Source organism: Gardnerella sp. DNF01151, assembly GCF_049244235.1.
In the GTDB taxonomy this organism is placed as follows: Bacteria; Actinomycetota; Actinomycetes; order Actinomycetales; family Bifidobacteriaceae; genus Bifidobacterium; species Bifidobacterium swidsinskii.
On record NZ_CP058389.1, the window covers coordinates 1196890 to 1215083 of the forward strand.

14 protein-coding genes are annotated in these 18194 nt (G+C 44.4%); 2 read left to right on the forward strand and 12 right to left on the reverse strand.

Going from position 1 to position 18194, the window contains the following annotated elements; all coding sequences use genetic code 11:
* Positions 1 to 711 precede the first annotated feature (711 nt).
* From metF to leuS, 12 genes are all read right to left on the reverse strand, one after another.
* Positions 712 to 1566, reverse strand: a complete 855-nt coding sequence (gene metF, locus HXT37_RS05085) for a methylenetetrahydrofolate reductase [NAD(P)H] (protein WP_004108239.1) — start codon at positions 1564 to 1566, stop codon at positions 712 to 714.
* A gap of 3 nt (positions 1567 to 1569) precedes the next feature.
* Positions 1570 to 3924, reverse strand: coding sequence for a 5-methyltetrahydropteroyltriglutamate--homocysteine S-methyltransferase (metE, locus tag HXT37_RS05090; RefSeq protein ID WP_421779365.1), 2355 nt, complete (start codon positions 3922 to 3924; stop codon positions 1570 to 1572).
* Positions 3925 to 4381: 457 nt separating this feature from the next.
* Positions 4382 to 4939: a SixA phosphatase family protein gene (locus HXT37_RS05095; protein ID WP_004108244.1), complete on the reverse strand. Its 558-nt coding sequence runs from the start codon at positions 4937 to 4939 to the stop codon at positions 4382 to 4384.
* A 9-nt stretch (positions 4940 to 4948) separates the two neighbouring features.
* Positions 4949 to 6085, reverse strand: coding sequence for a tRNA (adenine-N1)-methyltransferase (locus HXT37_RS05100; protein WP_076002925.1), 1137 nt, complete (start codon positions 6083 to 6085; stop codon positions 4949 to 4951).
* A 60-nt stretch (positions 6086 to 6145) separates the two neighbouring features.
* Entirely contained in the window at positions 6146 to 7189 is a 1044-nt protein-coding gene (tsaD, locus tag HXT37_RS05105) for a tRNA (adenosine(37)-N6)-threonylcarbamoyltransferase complex transferase subunit TsaD (RefSeq protein ID WP_076002926.1), read from the reverse strand.
* Positions 7190 to 7210: 21 nt separating this feature from the next.
* Positions 7211 to 7741 carry a ribosomal protein S18-alanine N-acetyltransferase gene (gene rimI / locus HXT37_RS05110; protein ID WP_102703168.1) on the reverse strand — a complete coding sequence of 177 codons (531 nt, stop codon included), beginning with the start codon at positions 7739 to 7741 and terminating at the stop codon, positions 7211 to 7213.
* Between the two features lie 25 nt (positions 7742 to 7766).
* Positions 7767 to 8594 carry a tRNA (adenosine(37)-N6)-threonylcarbamoyltransferase complex dimerization subunit type 1 TsaB gene (tsaB, locus tag HXT37_RS05115; RefSeq protein WP_004108251.1) on the reverse strand — a complete coding sequence of 276 codons (828 nt, stop codon included), beginning with the start codon at positions 8592 to 8594 and terminating at the stop codon, positions 7767 to 7769.
* Positions 8595 to 8707: 113 nt separating this feature from the next.
* Positions 8708 to 9280, reverse strand: coding sequence for a tRNA (adenosine(37)-N6)-threonylcarbamoyltransferase complex ATPase subunit type 1 TsaE (gene tsaE / locus HXT37_RS05120; RefSeq protein WP_102703169.1), 573 nt, complete (start codon positions 9278 to 9280; stop codon positions 8708 to 8710).
* Between the two features lie 111 nt (positions 9281 to 9391).
* Entirely contained in the window at positions 9392 to 10390 is a 999-nt protein-coding gene (gene holA / locus HXT37_RS05125; RefSeq protein ID WP_102703170.1) for a DNA polymerase III subunit delta, read from the reverse strand.
* A gap of 66 nt (positions 10391 to 10456) precedes the next feature.
* Positions 10457 to 12166: a ComEC/Rec2 family competence protein gene (locus HXT37_RS05130; protein ID WP_233186344.1), complete on the reverse strand. Its 1710-nt coding sequence runs from the start codon at positions 12164 to 12166 to the stop codon at positions 10457 to 10459.
* Between the two features lie 7 nt (positions 12167 to 12173).
* Entirely contained in the window at positions 12174 to 12962 is a 789-nt protein-coding gene (locus HXT37_RS05135) for a ComEA family DNA-binding protein (protein ID WP_102703452.1), read from the reverse strand.
* A 593-nt stretch (positions 12963 to 13555) separates the two neighbouring features.
* The gene (gene leuS / locus HXT37_RS05140) at positions 13556 to 16540 is read right to left on the reverse strand and encodes a leucine--tRNA ligase (RefSeq protein ID WP_004108262.1); all 2985 of its coding nucleotides are present in this window, start codon (positions 16538 to 16540) and stop codon (positions 13556 to 13558) included.
* 209 nt (positions 16541 to 16749) lie between these two features.
* Between leuS and HXT37_RS05145 the strand changes: the two genes are divergently transcribed.
* Both HXT37_RS05145 and HXT37_RS05150 read left to right on the forward strand, forming a co-directional pair.
* Positions 16750 to 17208, forward strand: coding sequence for a hypothetical protein (locus HXT37_RS05145; RefSeq protein WP_102703171.1), 459 nt, complete (start codon positions 16750 to 16752; stop codon positions 17206 to 17208).
* A gap of 82 nt (positions 17209 to 17290) precedes the next feature.
* A complete protein-coding gene (locus tag HXT37_RS05150) occupies positions 17291 to 18106 on the forward strand; it encodes a fructosamine kinase family protein (protein ID WP_033888453.1) in 816 nt (271 codons plus the stop codon).
* Positions 18107 to 18194 lie beyond the last annotated feature (88 nt).

Consider the following 18194-nt stretch of genomic DNA (forward strand, 5'->3'; position numbering starts at 1 on the left):
GTTCAATAATACCTAATATATGAATATTTTGCAATGTATCTGTTATGATGCATAGCCTACTAACCCCCCCCCGCGAGACTTTATTTCAACGTTTTCGGCAGGTTTTTGCGGTCAAAATTAATATAGCAAATGTAAGCTAGATTACATTTTTAACGTCGATTCTAAACACATGTTTAGAATAAATTGCATTTATTTTGTGCATATATACATAGATATACATTTATATACACTCACACACTCTATGTTAAATTTCAATACTCACTGCCCTTCAGTCGTGTGGATATTAGCGTGGTAGAGATTTGAGATTTTTCGCACTGAGCGAGGACGCATGCACGTTTATGAAGTTTTGCAGTTGCGCTCTGTGCAGACGCTGATTCCTGTTGATTAGTGAACACTAACATCCGTGCTACTGCATGTGCCACTCCAAGCACTCTTCCCACCACAACAAAAACAATTGTGAGTGAATTAACGTGTGAGTGATAGGAATTGCTTAGTCGAGCAATATAAAAGCGGAACGATAGTAATAATATTATTGACGAATACTATTTTTGCAGAAAAAGTAAGTAAAAAACTAAACTTAACTACACAACCGCTAAGTCCAAATAAGGTATAAGAGCGTAGCGCTGCGAGACAAGTAATTCCTATCACTCACCTTTGCATAAAATAAAACCGCAAATAAAGAAATCCCCCAAAACTCGCAAACGCTACCACCTACCCAATCTTCGTAAAAAGCGGCTTCACATTCGCCCAAATCCTTCGCGCAATACCCGGATGATTCATGGTATACAAGTGAATACCATCCACACCTTCAGCAATTAAATCGTTAATCTGCTGAGAAGCAAAAATACTGCCAGCATCGCGCAAGCAATCAGCATTACTCCCCCAACGATCCATCATTGCGGAAACTTGCGAAGTAATGCGAGACGCACACAAACTCGTCATGCGCTTAACTTGCGAAGCGTTCGCAACAGGCATCACTCCAGCCTCAATCGGCACATTAATGCCTGCCGCACGCGCCAAATCACGGAAGCGCAAAAAATCCTCGTTATCGTAAAAAAGTTGCGAAATTAAATGCGTAACACCCGCATCAACCTTGCGCTTCAAATTATCAATATCCGCTTGCAAACTTTCCGCTTCCGGATGCTTCTCCGGGTAGCAAGCACCCAAAATCGGCAAATCCGGGTGCTTTGAACGAATATAATAAACCAAGTCACTAGCGTGCTCAAAAACGCCTGCCGATTCCTGGCCCGCAATCACGTCGCCGCGCAAAGCCAAAACCCCGGAAACACCAGCATTATCAAACATTTCCAAAGCTTCATCAACAGCATCATAATCAAGGTATCGAGCAGTCAAATGAGCAACCGCGTCAATACCATATTCGGAGCGAATCGTATTCGCAATACGCGCAGTAGCAGTACGATCCTGCAGCTTTCCAGTGCCGTAAGTAACCGAAATAAAATCCGGGTCAAGGCCTTTCAACCCATCCAAAGTATCATAAATCGTACCGATAGGAGATGTGCGCTTAGGTGGGAAAACTTCCAGCGAAAACTTTGGTTTATATGGCATAACTCACCCCTTGCACTGAGAATTGCACTGCTGATTGCTTAGCTTGTTAGCTTGCAATTGCGCGCGAACCTCTTTAGCTGCAGAAACAAGATTCTCCAAGCTTGGCCAAGTTTCAGCGTCACCTCGAGTTTTAAGACCGCAATCCGGGTTAATCCACAGCTTCTCGGCAAGCATCTTGCGCAAAATCTCGTGAATACGCTCCACAAGCTCCGTCTTACCAGGCACGCGAGGAGAATGGATGTCGTAAACGCCAGGGCCAGCCTCAGTCTCAAAATGCGCGTCGTGAATAGCGTCAAGCACAACCAAGTCACCGCGAGAAGCCTCAAAAGAAATCACATCCGCATCCATAGCGTCAATGTCACGAATAATGTCATTAAACTCCGAATAGCACATATGCGTGTGAATTTGCGTAGTCGCAGCCACAGCAGAATGAACAAGGCGGAAAGCAGCAATAGCCCAATCCAAATACTTCTTATGCCAATCAGAACGACGAAGCGGCAACTTTTCACGCAAAGCAGCCTCATCAATCTGAATCACACGAATACCAGCTCGCTCCAAATCCAACACCTCATCGCGAATAGCAAGAGCCAACTGCTGAGTCTGCTCCTCGTGCGTAATATCCTCGCGAGGCCAAGACCAGTTAAGAATCGTCACAGGACCTGTAAGCATGCCCTTAACAATATGCTTCGTGCAGCTTTGAGCATAAGCGCTCCACGACACAGTAATTGCAGACTCGCGAGAAACATCCGACCACACGATTGGAGGCTTCACGCAGCGAGTGCCATAAGACTGCACCCAAGCGTTCTTCGTAAACTTAAAGCCGCGCAAATGCTGGCCAAAATATTCAACCATGTCGTTTCGCTCAAACTCGCCGTGAACAAGCACATCCAAGCCGATTTGCTCCTGATGCTCAATGCACTGAGCAATGCGATTGCGCATAAACTCGTCGTAAGCTTCGCGAGTAATTTCGCCCTTACGAAGATCAGCACGAGCGTTACGAATATCCTTAGTTTGTGGGAAGGATCCAATAGTTGTCGTTGGCAAATCCGGCAAGCCAAGCGATTCCTTTTGCAGACGCTGACGCTCCGCCCTCTTAGGCAATCGCACAAAATCAGAATCTTTAAGATTCGCAAGACGATTAGCAACAGCAACATCCGCTTTCACGCGTGAACCGTCAAACAAAGCCTGATTTTTAGCCAAAACGTTACTAGATTTGCGGCTTTCGTCGCCTTCTGCAGAAAGATTGGCAATATCGCGAATCTCTTGCAACTTTTCAACAGCAAAAGCAAAATGTTGCAACACATCCGCACCCAAAGCATCCTCACCAACAGTGCTAAAAGGCACGTGAAGAAGCGAGCAAGCAGTAGAAACAGCTACGCGATCCGTAATATTCTCGCGCAAAGCATCAACCAAACCAAGGCTTACAGCATAATCGTTGCGCCAAATATTACGGCCGTTCACAACGCCTGCAAAAAGCGTAGTTTTTTCGTTCACACCATAACGCTCAATGGCTGCAAGATTTTCTTCCTTGCCTTCCACTAAATCAACGCCAACGCCGTCAAAACCAAGATTATTCACAGTTTCGTAAGCGTCAGCAATATTGCCAAAATACGTGTTAAGAAGAAGCTTAACTTCCGCACTCCTGACTTCAAGCAAAGGCTTATACAAAGCTTCAAAAAGCTCCAAATCGCCTTGCTCTTTATCCAACGCCAAATAAGGCTCATCAAATTGCAACCAAGTTGCGTGAAGCTCGCCAAAACGCTTAACAATACTCGCATAAGCAAAAGCCAGAGCCGAAATCACAGACTCTGTTACTTCCAACTCCTGAGCTTCAGGAGTACGAGCCAACTTCAAAAAAGTGTAAGGACCAATCAACACAGGCTTCGTTTCCAAACCCTGCGCGCGAGCCTCCAAAAACTCGTCAAAAGGCTTAGTTCCAGCCAAATGCAAGCCTTCCGGATTCTCAACTTCCGGAACAATATAGTGGTAGTTCGTAGTAAACCACTTCTTCATTGGCAACGCCGTCACATCGCCGCGCTCACCCTGATAGCCGCGCGCAATAGCAAAAAGCGTATCCTCAGCATGCTCAAAATTCAATTTACGATAACGCTCAGGCACAGCACCCAGCAAAATAGCAGTATCGAGCATTTGATCATAGTAGCTAAAATCGTTACTTGGAATTAAATCAATCCCAGCTTCAGCTTGCAAACGCCAATGCTTAGCTCGCAAAGACTGAGCAACTTCACGCACTTCATCCAAAGAAGCATCCTGCTTCCAGTAACGTTCAATAATCTTCTTCAACTCACGATTAGCGCCAATACGTGGAAAACCGGAAACCGAAGTAAAAACCGTAGACATACATCCTCCAAAAAATTTCTTTGACTCGCTTTAGCCTAGCAAAGAAATGCTTGAATGCGGTCATTCAAGAACTTGGGGTGTCGTTATAAGATTAATTTATATGCTTAATTGCGTGCGCGTTTCTTTTCCTTGGCGAAATGTGAGCAATGGAAATTACTTGTCTCGCAGCGCTACGCTCTTATACCTTATTTAGACTTAAAGGTTGCATAGTTAAGTTTAGTTTTTTACTTACTTTCTTTCAAAAATAGTTATTTATCAAAAAGATATTACTATCGCTCCGCTTTTATATTGCTCGACCAAGCAATTTCCATTGCTCACAACAAACCAATCAAAATAACATAAACTATGCAATTAAGCTACGGGTGGGTGCGCAGCGGGGGGATTATTTTTTGGCGTGGTGTGGGCGGCAGCACTGATGCTAGTGTGCCTTGAACAACAGAAATCAGCGCATTCTTAGCTAGGCAAAGGATTTGGGCGTAAGGATTGCGAGGGCCGTGGCGCCGCGCAAGCCGCAAGTCGCGAATGGACGATCAGACACAAGCACCACAACCGACGCATTAGCAAGCCCCAAACGCATCGCCCCAAGCACATCCGGATCCGAATCAGGCGAAGAAAGCCACTGCGCAGCCATCGACATCGTCGGCTCATGCCCAACAATCATCGTCGTATGAACATCGCCTCGAATCGCTTGCAACTCGTCCATAACAGATTGCATGCCGCCATCATAAAGACTTTTGCGCGACTCAACCACAGGAGAGTCGCCAAAACGCTTCAACATGCGTTTCAAAGTTTGCTCAGTGCGATTCGCACTAGAACACACAATATAATTCGGCACAAGCTTCAAAGATTCCAAGCCTTTTGCCATAATTTTCGCCTGCTTCAAGCCCTTATCAGTAAGACCACGACCCCAGTCGTCGCCCATTTCAGGAGCTTCAGCCTTCGCATGACGCATCAGCAACAAAACGTACTTACTATGATGTGCTTTCTTCATAAGCTTTTTCATTGGTGATGCCATAATGCTCTCCTACTTAGCTTGATTATGCGCTGATTGTTGTGCAGACTGCGAATCTTGCAAATCTTGCGACTGCGAATCTTCCGGCAATTGCGCAAGTTGCACGTCTAAATCACGTAAAACTTTACGCAATTTACGATCCGAAATATCGCGCAAAGACAAGTCTTCCAACTGTTCAGCGCGCTCTTCTGCTGTCATATCGTCAATATCGCTCACAGTATCTTTAGTACCGTGTTCACGCTTCTTCAAAGCACTAAAACCTTCAGCCATTGCGCGTGAAACAATCAAAAATCCAGTGTGACCAATCATCGCGTGATCCGGGCGCACAGCCAAACCTTGAGCTTTCCAAGTGCGCTCCAATGTTTCTTGAATTTCTGGCTCAGTCCACATGCCACTTTCTCGCAAAGCTTCAGCCATGCGAGACATTTGCGTAGTAGTCGTAACATACGCAATAAGCACGCCTCCAGGCACAATAACGCGATGTGCTTGTTCAAGGCGATTCCAAGGGTCAAGCATGTCTAGCATAATGCGATCCACGCTGTGCGCATCTAAGGTTTTTGCAACAGAATCAAAATCGCCAGTAAGCAAATTCCACCATTCTGGTCGCTTTCCGTAGTACAAAGTTGCGTTAGATTCAGCAATTCGTGCAAAATCCGGGCGAAGCTCAATCGTAGTAAGCTTTCCGCACTCCCCAACTGCGTCCAAAAGGCTTAAGCTCATCGCGCCAGAGCCTGCCCCCGACTCCAAAACGCGCATGCCAGAACGAATATCTCCTAAAGCGATTACTTGCGCAATATCTTTCGGATACATAATTTGCGCACCCCTAGGCATAGAAAGCACGTAGTCAACCATGCGCGGCCGCATAACTACATAATCCCAGCCACCAATAGCGCGCGCCGCCTTCCAAGGTTTGTTGGACGATTTAGAAGGATCAACAATAGTTTGTTGCGTTTCGCGCTTTGCGCTAACAGTAGTAATTACAACGCCTTCGCTTTGACCAATCACGTCGTCGTGACAAATAAGACCGTGCTCAGTTTGCGTAACCCCGCCTGCAACAAGCTGTGCAGTAATTCGCTTACCTTTACGATCGGTGAACTGAATCTTCTCACCTACTCGTAACACTCCACTACGCGAATTAACTGACTGCACAAAACACCTCACTTATTTTTAGAGCACGATTTCTTAGCGCGACTTTTATTATTTCTACTATTATAAGCTCACCGTCGTAAGCGGCATAGCAGAATCGATTGCAAAATCAGGAGCAGAAGGACGAACCCCTGCTTCTACCAAATTCACGCCTAGCATTGCAACCATCGCACCGTTATCCGTGCAAAGCTTAAGCTCTGGCAAACGCACTTCAATTCCATGCTCCTTGCCGCAAGCCAACAAATGCTCGCGAAGCTGCGAATTAGCGGAGAATCCGCCACCAATCATAAGCGTTTTAGAACCGTACTGCTCGCAGCCCATCATAGCTTTTCTAGAAAGCACTTCCGCCACAGAATTAGCCAAAGAAGCACACACGTCATCAACTGGAATTTCAAGACCCTGAGCTTCACGCGCTTCAACCCAACGAGCAACAGCAGTTTTTACACCCGAGAAGCTGAAATCGTACGGATGCTCTTTGCCGGAACGACCTTGCGTTAAACCTTGCGGAACTTTCAAAGTATTCGGATTTCCAAGCCTTCCATGCCTATCAATATGAGGACCACCCGGGTATGGGAATCCAAGCAATCGCGCAACCTTATCAAAGCACTCGCCGGCAGCATCGTCCAAAGTTGTGCCAACAACGTCAATACTTTTAGCAATATCGTTCACGTGAAGAAGCGAAGTGTGACCGCCGGAAACAATTAAAGCAAGTACATCTTCCGGCACATCGCCGAATTGCAATTGCGTTACTGCAATATGCCCAATTACATGATTAATACCATAAATCGGCTTATTTGCAGCCCAAGCTAATGCTTTAGCTCCCGAAACTCCCACAGCTAAGCAGCCAGCAAGACCAGGACCTGCGCTTACTGCAATCGCGTCAACATCGCTTAAATCCATGTTTGCGTCTGCTAAAGCTTTAGAAACAACCGGCACAAAAGCTTCAGCGTGCGCACGAGAAGCAATTTCTGGAATCACACCGCCGTAGCGCGCATGCTCTTGCATTGAAGATGCCACCACATTTGACACCAGCGTGCGTCCGCGCACAATAGCTGCGGCAGTTTCGTCACAAGTTGATTCAATTCCCAATACGATTGCTTCGCTCATTTTATTCCTCGTTATTCCTCGTTATTCCTCAGTTCCGTTATTTTTTGCGGTTAGATTAGCGCACATTGTGTACGCATCCACACCTTCCGGCTGATAGTAACGTTTTCGCAAACCCATTTTCTTAAAACCAAAACGTTCATACAACGCGAGCGCAGGAACATTGTCAACTCGCACTTCTAGCAGCATGCGTTTGGCACCAATTTTTTCTGCGGTTTTGATCATAGTTGATAAAAGTTCCGCCGCTAAGCCTTTTCTTTGATATTTTTTCGCAACGCCAATTGTCATTATTTGCGCGTCGTCGCCGTCAAACCAGTAGCCAGCATACCCGCATAACGTATGCGTATTTTCGTCGATTTGAGCGTAATACGCGCGCATAGGAGCTTGTAATTCTTGCGAAATCATGCTCTCATTCCATGAGCCTTTGCCAAACAAGTCAGCTTCAATAGGCGCTATTTTTTGCGCTAACTCATCGCAAGTAAAATCGCACTTTGGAACTATATTGCAATTCTCGGCTACTGCTGGAAATTGAGAACGCGTTATATCAACAATCATAATTACTCAAATCGTTAAAACGCTTCTATTTCTCTTTTGCCTTATTCGCTTCGCCAGAGCCAAGCACATGCTTAAGCGGATTTGGCACAGACACGTCCGGACGGCGCAAATACAGCGGTTCAACAGCTTTTACGTACTCATCTTTATTTGCACATTCCAAAGAGCATTGCTCGAAAATTTGCAAACCTTGCACACCCAAGTCAAGCGCGCAAACTTCAGCAATAACGCCAACATTGGCAATATTGCGCCAATCTTCAACGTATTTTTTAGCACCGTGACCGAGCACATCCACGCAATAATTTTCGCAATTTTTGCTTGCTAAATACTCATTCACACGAGCCACAACATTTTGCGGATAGTCAATATCCATATTTATCAGCGCATTGCCTTCGCCGTCATACAAGGACATGTACACTTGGCGACGGCGCGCATCATTTAGTGAAAGCACGTAGTGACGAATATTAGAGTCGCAAAAATCCACAGAATCCGGAATATTTAGTAGCAAATCCTTGCAAATAACGCCATTTTTGCGAGCTTTTTCAAACGCACCAGAGCGCATCATCAAACTTTGAGGAAGAAGACTATCACACCCCAAAATTTCAGCATTATTTGCAAACGCGATCGCTTTCGCTGCAACCAATCCCGCGCGAAGACCAGTAAAAGGAGCAGGACCTACGCCCACAACCACGCGATCAATATCCGAAGGCTTAAGCCCTGCGTCCTCCACAACTTTCGCAATATTTACTTGTAAACGCTCCACGTGAGTGCGCGAGTCGGTTTCAACAATCGGCTCATGACCCACAATTCCGACAGTAGAGCCAAATGATGTGTCAATAATCAGCGTATTACTCATGTTCATTCCTCGAAATCACGTACCAGACTAGCTTACTCGCTTAGCACAACTTGCGTTATTTATTGCGATATTTACTTATGTATTACTCGCGTATTACTCTGCCTATTTCTTAATTACAATTTTGCAAGTCGATTAAGCCAATCCTTGCCGACAGCTTTCAAAGTTACGATTCGCTCACCGTCGCTAGTAAAATCGTCTACTTGCGAAGAATCAATAGGTCTTGCAATATGAACTTCTAAACGCTCAGCAGCAAGCACTCCAGCCATTTGCTCACCCCACTCCATAAGCACAACAGTGCCGTCTCCCGGCTCTTCCAAAGCTTCGTCAAGCCCCAAAGATTCAAGCTCGTCAAGCAAACGCGAAACAGTATCTTGACCCGGAGCAAAATCTTCGCCACCCAAACGGTAAGCGTCAACGTGAATTAAAGTCGCAGGCTTGCCATCCGCAAAAGTGCCATGCAATTCTCGCGCAATCGTAAAAGTTGGAGACACAATCGGCTCACTAATTGAAAGCCCTGCGCCAAAACCTTGCGCAAACGTTGTTTTACCAGCTCCAAGAGGGCCAGAAAGCAGCAGAACGTCGCCTTCTTTAACTAGTTTTGCCACAGCTTTGCCAAGCTCACGCATATCAGCATCCGTAGGCACAGTACAAACTTTTTGCTGTTCTGACACCGTTTCTTCTTTCATACTTAACACAATCTTTCTAATTTGCAGTTATTAATTTACGATTTTTAATTTACGTTTCCTATTTACGATTCCTATTTGCGATTCTTAATTACGATTCTTAATTTACGCTTTCTAATTTCCTCGAGCCGCAATGAGCATAATACATTTTTCAAGCGCATAATTCGCGTCACTAGATCCGCCTTTGCACTGCTCATCCGCCCAAGCTAAAGATTGTAAACATTGAGAAACACCTGCACTATTCCATCCAGCAAGCTGACGCATTGCCATTTTAAGCGCCCACGGGTTTACTTTCGCTTCAGCACTAGAAATCGTGCCGTTGCGAATTGCCATTGCGAGCGCAATTACGCGTACTTTTGCAGCCAAAGCACCTATTAATGCTATGGCGTCAACTCCTTGAGCAATTGCAGTTCTTGCTGCAAGCACAGCAGAACCTGCATGACCTGCAACAGCTTTATCCGCAACAAAAAAGCCGGTAACTTGCGGATCTGCAATCAAGTATCGATCGACAATATCAAGCGTTATTGGATTATCATCATAATCGAAGCATAATTGCGAGCATAATGCTGCAAGCTCTCCTGTTTTACTTCCCAAAACTGACACAAGACGTTGTGCTGCTTGAGGCTCAACGCTTCGATTGTGACGCTCAAATATGCTCATAACAAAGTTGAGTTTTGCATCGTCTTTTTTAAGATCCGGCACTGTAATTGTGTTTGCGCCAGCTTTCGTTAGGCGCGTAATAATAGACTTTCCTTTAAGCCCACCTTCGTGACGTGCAATAACCCAAGTTGCAGAAGAGTCTACAAAATTATTTTCACTATTTTGCGCTTGTTTGCAGAAATTTTCGATTGCGTCTACTAAAGACTCGTCTGCTTGTTGCAAATTATTTATTATTACAATCGTTCCGTCACCGAAAAGCGAAGGACCTACAGCTTCGTCAAATGCGTACTGATCCGCAGTTGACGCATCGAGTTCAATAATTTCAGCATCCGGAGCACTTTCTTGAACTTTTTCACGCACAGTTCGAGCATTAAGCTCGTTTAAGTAAGCGTCACCTCCAACTACCAGCGTAACTGGCATAACGCGTTGCGCGCGCTTATTATTTGCTGCCATAATGCTCCTTAAACCAACCAACTCTTAACCATCATAATATTGCATTCGAATATGCGTGCGTGTTTGCTACTCTTCGAAAATTTTCTCTGCTTCTCGTAGCGTTCGCTTTGCAGAAGCAGACCACAGTTGACCAATTATGTTAGCTCTTTGAACATAATACTTATTGCGAAAAGCTCGCAAAGTTAGCATAGACAAAGCCAATATCACAAATTCTGCGCACAACATTGCCCACGCTCCTGCTGCACCTTTTATCCATGGAAACACGCCAAAAGATACTTCATCGCACCAACACGCACACTTTTGCATAAAGCTTGTTCCAATTGATGAAGCTCTCGCAAAAATAAGCGATAATCCATCGTTAAAGCTCGCACAAACTAGCGAAATTAAGCCGAACACTGTTGCCCAATCCATAAGAGGCGCAACTATTAAGTTAGCTGGCACAGACATAAAAGACACTTCCGGTTGCATAAGAATTTGCACTGGCATAGTCCAAAATTGTGCAGAAAGCGTTATAGCTAGCGCAGAAGCAACACAAGATGGCATATATTTTGCAAACGTTTTAGAAATCGGCACTCCCATAACAACAATTCCCAAAGTTGCTGCGGAAGAAAGAGCAAAAGCATAGTCCCAAGCGTATGAGGGATTTACCACAAGCACGCCTATAACAGTCCAACTTAAAGCACTAGCTGACTGGTATGGTCGTTTACAACACCATGCAACAGCGGATATTATTCCCATAATTAACGCTCGAAGCACAGATGCAGAAGGGTAAACTATTGCAGCCAAAGCAATTTGCAACGTAATTTGTATTAAAGATGTAGACCAACGAGGCAACAGTAATCGTGCGCAAAACTTGCGAATAATCATACTAAGTAGCAAAAAGTGCCCACCTGAAACTGCCATAACATGCATGATTCCAGCATGTTGAAAATGTTGACGCGTCATATTCGCATAAGTTTCGTCGACCGGCTCAAGTGAACTTGCATCCTCTACTGGCACATATTCTTGTCCAAGCATGCCAACAGTTACTCCAGGAACCAACATTCTGCCTTGCATATCGAGCTTATTTGTTACGTCATAAAACGATTTCCACAAATTACTAACAGCTTTATGCCAAAAGTCTGAGTCTTGTACAACATGCAAGTTTCGTTGAGTTTTTTCTACATGCAATTCAGGCTTACTACTATCAAATCTCGAAGCTTTCACGCTAACAGGAACGCTTAGGCTCGAACCATAGCTAAGTTGCTTGCATATTGGCGAATACGCATACAGTCGCGCTTGAACGTAACTTTTTTGCGCATCAAACTTATGCACTTGAACATTAGCTTGGCAATCTCCTTTAAAACTTCTAGACGAGCGCACAGGAGCAACTACTGTAAATTCTGCAAATCGCGCGCGCTCGGCATTATTTCCTTGAAAATACAGTGCTTTAGTAGGATTATTGCCGCGTATTTCTCGCATAATAACGTCACCAGATATCACATATTGAGTTATGTACGAAAGCATGCACGCAGCTACAAAAACGTTTATTATTACTAAAACTGTTCTGCGCCATATAAAAAACTTAAATTTTTTGCAAAATATAAAAATCGAAACTATAGTTGCATTGAATAAAACTATTGAAATGCAATAAATTATAGTAAAATTGCATAAGAATTTTCCAATTAAGCACCCAGCCCAGCACGCTGCAGCAACAGGAATCATACGAAAGTCACGACTTCCAGAAACTTTTTCTACTTTTTCTACGTTTTCTACTATCTCTACGTTTTCTCGCATAATTCACCTATTTGACGTCAACATTCCCACGGAATTTATTCAAGGTTTTAGGCCCGATTCCTTTAATTTGCATCAAATCTTCTAAACTGCGAAAATAACCAACTCTTTTACGTTGAGCAATAATGCGCGCAGCAGTTTTGGGTCCGATTCCTTTTAAGGTTTGTAGTTGATCAAGCGTTGCAGTGTTTATATTGATTCTGCCAGTGTTACTTTGATGAGAAGCAGTATTTTCGTTGCTTCTGTCGCTTTTGTTGCTTCCACTGTCGCCTTTACTGTCGTTGTTGCCTTTACTTACATCACCTCCGTCGCTTCCGTCACCTCCGTTGTTTCCGTCACCTCCACTGTTTTCGTCGCTTTCATTACTTACGCTTTTTTCTTCATCATCATTTTTATTCTTATCTTTTACATTATTAAAAGAAGACTTTTCGCGACTAGTATCGTCGTTTTCTATTGCAAACGCGCCTGCTTTTTCGTTCTGAACTCGTTGATATGTTAAGGATTGAGAAATGAGCATTGTCAGGCTTGCACAAAGAGCTGCAACTAGTATCAGCATTAAAGCAAGCGTATGTACAGGCTTCATGTGAAATCTAGGAGAAGTTTTGCTACTTATAATTTCTTCATCAAAAGAATTACAAGCTTTTTCGCAATAGTCGTCACTAAAATTTTTACCAACATTGCTGTTAGAAAATTCTTCTAAAGACGTTGCAATTCGTCTCCGAGGCAAATCAGACGCAGGCTTATTAAACCTAAAATTATGCGCATAATTCTGCCCAAAATTCTGCCCAAAGTCTTCCATAAATCCCCCAACTCTTAAAGTTCTTAACTTAACTATTGGGCAACTTATAACACTTCGCAACAAAAATACGCGCCTGTGGTTAAAACCTTTAACAGCCAAAGCGACTGAAGGAACGCTCGCGCGGTTAACGCGCTCGCTACGAAACTCGCGTTGGAAGTCCACTGGACTTCCAACTTAAGCGAGTTTCCGCATTGAAATGCCTACGCGCGCTACGCTTTGAGCGCTCCGGCAAGTCAATGCGCAGCTTAATTAAGCGACTTTAGTTGCACTTAGTAAACCACGCACTTTACGTAACTTTCTGCACGAGTCTATGAGTTTTGTGTTGACGGTTAGCGTGTTGAGAGGCTGGAAAAATTGTGTTCAGTGCTAAAAGAGGACTGAGAAGCTACATTCTTTAAATATAGGCGAACACAATAAGCGTCTTTAGCAACCAGAGCGCACGAAGGACGGAACGCACGCAAACACAAATTTTCCAGCCTCGTCAAAACCAAAAAACTAAATCAGTTACAAAACTCATAGACGAAACCCAAGAATAACAAAAAATGCTGTAAAGCGCGAAAAATCGCGCAATACAGCATTAATTAAGCCGAATCTTACCTCTCGTCTGGTACAATAGACACAATCTTCGGAGCCTTCACAATCACCTTGCGCGGAGCCTTACCGCCCAAGCGATCAGCTACAGCTTCTAGCGCAAGCTTTTCAAGCTCAGAAGCGTCAATATTTGGATCAACTTCAAGCTTTGCACGAACCTTGCCCTTTATTTGCACAACGGCAGTAACAGTATCCTCACCAACGTAACGAGCATCTGCAACAGGCCAATCTGCGTGAGCAATAGACTTATCATGCCCAAGCTTGCTCCACATTTCTTCGCAAATATGCGGCGCAATTGGAGCCAACATAAGAACCAGCGGCTCAACAGCTGCTCTCGGCACGTGAGGAAGCGAAGTCAAGTGGTTGTTAAGCACAATCAGCTTAGCAATTGCAGTATTTGGACGCATTGCTTCCATTTCCACAGTCACTTCTGCAATTGTGTTGTTAAGAATCTTCAACGTCTTCTCATCCAAAGCGTCGTCAGTTACCACGCAAGCTCCGGTTTCTTCGTTCACAACGTTACGCCACAAGCGCTGCAAGAATCGCATGCCACCAACAACGTTACGCGTGTTCCACGGACGAGACTCAGAGAGCGGACCCATGCTCATTTCGTACAAGCGGAACGTATCTGCACCGTAGTTTTCGTACATGTAGTCTGGGGTCACAATATTCTTTAAGCTCTTGCCCATTTTGCCGAACTCGCGGTTCACAGTTTCGCCATGCCACGTAAAGGTTGGCTCGCCAGTGCCGTTTGAAGCACCTTCTTCAACCTCGTCAGCAGGAACGTACTGTCCGCGCTCATCCGTATAAGCGTAAGCCTGAATCATGCCCTGGTTAAACAAGCGGTGGAATGGCTCAGCAGAATCCACGTAACCCAAGTCGTAAAGCGCCTTATGCCAGAACCTGGAGTAAAGCAAGTGCAAAACTGCGTGCTCTACACCACCAACGTAAAGGTCAACGCCGCCAGAAACATGCTCTTTGCCTGGACGGTTTGTGCCCATCCAGTAGTCATATTCATCGCTGTCAACCATATGCTCAGCGTCGTTTGGATCCAAGTAGCGCATGTAATACCAGCAAGAACCAGCCCAGTTTGGCATAGTGTTGGTGTCGCGATAGTAGGTTTTTACGCCGTCACCAAGGTCGAGCTGAACTTTTACCCAATCCTCGTTTCGGCTCAAAGGTGCTTCAGGCTCAGAATTTGCGTCGTCTGGAGCGTAAGTTTTTGGCTGATAATCAGGAACGTCCGGCAATGCAATTGGAAGCTCACTATCTGGCACTAAGTGAGCAACACCGTCCTCATCGTAAACGATTGGGAATGGTTCACCCCAGTAGCGCTGACGAGAGAACAGCCAGTCGCGAAGTCGGTAAGAAACTCTACCTTTTCCTACGCCTGCAGCTTCAAGCCAAGTCGTCACCTTTTTAATAGCTTCATCTACACGCAAACCGTTAATAGACAAAGCATCGCCAAGCTTATGAGTATGTTCTACTGCTGAATTAATAACAATTCCGTCGTGAGAAACAAACGGAGCTTTACCCTCGTAATCCTCCAACTTTTCTTCGGAATCAGGCAAAGGCTCAACAGTGTAAATTACTGGCAAACCGAATGCTTTTGCGAAATCATAATCGCGCTGGTCGCCGCCAGGAACTGCCATAATTGCACCTGTGCCGTAGCCCATAAGCACGTAGTCAGCAGCAAACAGTGGAAGCTTTGCTCCAGTTACAGGATTAATTGCATAAAGACCCGTAAACAAGCCTGTTTTTGCTCCTGCGTCTTCCGTGCGATCTTTAGCAGTCTTCGCGCGAGCTTGAGCTTGATACTCTGCCAAGCCTTCTTTAAGACTTGCGTAACCGCCCTTCCAGCCTTCTGGAACGTCCGCACCCCAAGCTTCTGGAACATGCTCAAGAATTGGGTGATCCACAGAAACAACAGCAAAAGTTGTGCCAAAAAGCGTGTCTGGACGAGTAGTGTACACTTCCAAATCGCGCGTTTCGTCATCCGCACATGGCACTTCAAAGTGCACAGATGCACCGTGAGATTCGCCAATCCAGTTTCGCTGCATAAGCTTAACTTTTTCTGGCCAATCAATAGTGTTCAAATCTTCCACCAAGCGGTGTCCATAATCGGTAATTCGCATGGACCACTGGCGAAGGTTGCGCTGGAATACTGGGAAGTTTCCGCGTTCAGACTTACCTTCTGCAGTAACTTCTTCGTTTGCGAGCACAGTTCCCAAGCCTGGGCACCAATTTACAGGAGATTTAGAAATATAAGCAATACGGAAATTGTTTAATACATCCGCTTGCTCTACTTTATTAAGCTCTTCCCACTTTTTGCCTGCAAAACCAGGAATTTCGCGCTTTCCGCTCTTAAACTCATCAACAAGCTCAGCAATTGGTCGAGCAGAACCTTTTCCGCCGTCTTTGCGCACAAAATCAGGGTTGTACCAAGCGTCATAAAGCTTGGAGAAAATCCACTGCGTCCAACGCACATAATTCGTATCAATAGTTGCAAAAGACCTACGATCATCAAAGCTCAAGCCCATGCGGTGCAGCTGCCTGCGCATATTAGCAATATTCGCTTCGGTAGTAATGCGAGGGTGCTGACCAGTTTGCACAGCGTACTGTTCAGCCGGCAAACCAAAAGCGTCATAACCCATTGCATGAAGAACATTCTCACCCTTCATGCGATGGTAGCGGCTTACAACATCCGTTGCCAAATATCCAAGAGGATGTCCAACGTGTAAGCCTTTGCCGGAAGGATACGGGAACATGTCCATTGCAAAGAAAGAAGGACGACCGTCAGCATTCCTGCCTTCGCCATCCTTCAAATTGCCCTTAACATTAGCGGCCCAAAATGTGCCCTGCTCGTCCCAGGTTTTTTGCCAGCGCTGCTCAATATCTTGTGCGAGCTGCGCGTTGTAACGAAAAGCTGGCTCAGCAATAGTAGCTTTGTTGTCAGCTGTTGCATACTGTTGATCGTTGTCGTTCATACCCTAGGACTATAGCGTCTAATATCGTCATTACGCAACACTTTTTACAAGTTTTGTTAAGAAAAATATGCTTTTTACGAAAGTTTTACTGTTTAATGCAATAAATTTATGCAAACAAGCTTTTTCATAAAATCCATTATTACAATAGTAAACAAAACAATAGTAAACAAATTATTATTAAATAACTTTTTAATACAAGAGGTTAAGAATTGAAAGTACCGAAGAATACACTACTACTTATTGCTTGTTTAGTTTGGGCAGCAGCAGGCTTTAATATTCTCAATATTGGGTTGTTAGCATACCAAAATTATTTGCAACCACTTAATTATGCTTTGTCTATTCTTGTTTTTGGCATATTCCAATTCCTAATTTTTGGCAAACTCGTAAAAAAGCATACTCAAAGAATTAACGGCTATGCTGAAGAAAAGCAGTTTTTCCTTAAATTCTTTGACGTAAAATCCTTCATAATTATGGCTTTTATGATGACAGGCGGAATTGCTTTGCGCGCAACTAACGCAGCTCCAGAACAGTTTATTGCAGTGTTCTACACAGGCTTAGGAACTGCACTATTTTTAGCAGGATTACTTTTTGGTTATCAATTTGCAAAAACGCTCTGCCCTGCACTTAAACACAAAGCATCTGATTGTGCTAATACTTCAGTAAAATAGTGAGTTTGGGAATAAATTAATAAATATTTTATTAAGTATGTAGCGCATGTTTCGTATGCGCTACTACGTTAAGAAGGCTTCTATGAACAACGCTGTATATAAGAAAAGTAGATTATATGCTCCTGAGCGTTTCTTTGAATGCGAAGGTAAAGGCTTAAAATGGCTTTCTGAAGCTCACAAATATGGCGGTCCTAGAGTGGCTGAAGTATTTGATTGGAGAAACGGTTACCTTAATATTGAGCGCATTGACACTCACTCAGCAACACCAATGGCTGCATTTGAGTTTGGTGCATCGCTCGCTCATATGCACGATTACGGTGCAAAATATTTTGGTGAGGCACCAGCAGATTACGATGGAAAATGCTATTTTGGACCTTTAAGCGATCCAGTTGAAATGCCAACTGGCACTTGGAGTAATGTTATTGACTACCTTGCGGACGGACGATTGCGTCCTATGGTTGAGCTTGGTATTGCTCGCGGAGAGCTTACTCAAAGCGATTTAGATCTTACAAACGAAGTTATTGATGCGCTGCCTGATTTATTAGGAAAAGCTGCAGAAGATAAGCCTGCTCGAGTTCACGGAGACTTGTGGAGTGGAAACGTGTTATGGACTAAAAGTTCAGACGGCGAACACACTGAAGCTGTTCTTATCGACCCTGCAGCACATGGTGGACACCGCGAAGAAGATTTAGCTATGCTTCATCTGTTTGGAATCAGCTATTTTAAGCAGATTTTAGACGGCTATCAGTCTGTTCATCCACTTAAAGCAGGTTTTGAGCAGCGCATGATTATTTGGCAGCTCTACCCTATTGCAGGACATTGCGTGTTCTTTGGTGGAGGTTACGTGAGCGAATACCGTAATATGTGCGAAAGTCTTATAAAAAGTTCTATAAGATAATTTTGCTCACTAAAATAGCAATGTAAGTATTTAGCACATGGCTATATACAATGTTAGAAGATAGTTACAAGTAGATCACATATAGACA

Bases quoted from the DNA above. Each gene is read 5' to 3' on its own strand.
- HXT37_RS05095 (WP_004108244.1), bottom strand. From the start codon at position 4,939: ATGGCATCACCAATGAAAAAGCTTATGAAGAAAGCACATCATAGTAAG.
- HXT37_RS05130 (WP_233186344.1), bottom strand. From the start codon at position 12,166: ATGCGAGAAAACGTAGAGATAGTAGAAAACGTAGAAAAAGTAGAAAAA.
- holA (WP_102703170.1), bottom strand. From the start codon at position 10,390: ATGGCAGCAAATAATAAGCGCGCGCAACGCGTTATGCCAGTTACGCTG.
- HXT37_RS05150 (WP_033888453.1), top strand. From the start codon at position 17,291: ATGAACAACGCTGTATATAAGAAAAGTAGATTATATGCTCCTGAGCGT.
- leuS (WP_004108262.1), bottom strand. From the start codon at position 16,540: ATGAACGACAACGATCAACAGTATGCAACAGCTGACAACAAAGCTACT.
- tsaB (WP_004108251.1), bottom strand. From the start codon at position 8,594: ATGAGTAATACGCTGATTATTGACACATCATTTGGCTCTACTGTCGGA.
- tsaE (WP_102703169.1), bottom strand. From the start codon at position 9,280: ATGAAAGAAGAAACGGTGTCAGAACAGCAAAAAGTTTGTACTGTGCCT.
- tsaD (WP_076002926.1), bottom strand. From the start codon at position 7,189: ATGAGCGAAGCAATCGTATTGGGAATTGAATCAACTTGTGACGAAACT.
- HXT37_RS05135 (WP_102703452.1), bottom strand. From the start codon at position 12,962: ATGGAAGACTTTGGGCAGAATTTTGGGCAGAATTATGCGCATAATTTT.
- rimI (WP_102703168.1), bottom strand. From the start codon at position 7,741: ATGATTGTTGATATAACGCGTTCTCAATTTCCAGCAGTAGCCGAGAAT.
- metF (WP_004108239.1), bottom strand. From the start codon at position 1,566: ATGCCATATAAACCAAAGTTTTCGCTGGAAGTTTTCCCACCTAAGCGC.
- metE (WP_421779365.1), bottom strand. From the start codon at position 3,924: ATGTCTACGGTTTTTACTTCGGTTTCCGGTTTTCCACGTATTGGCGCT.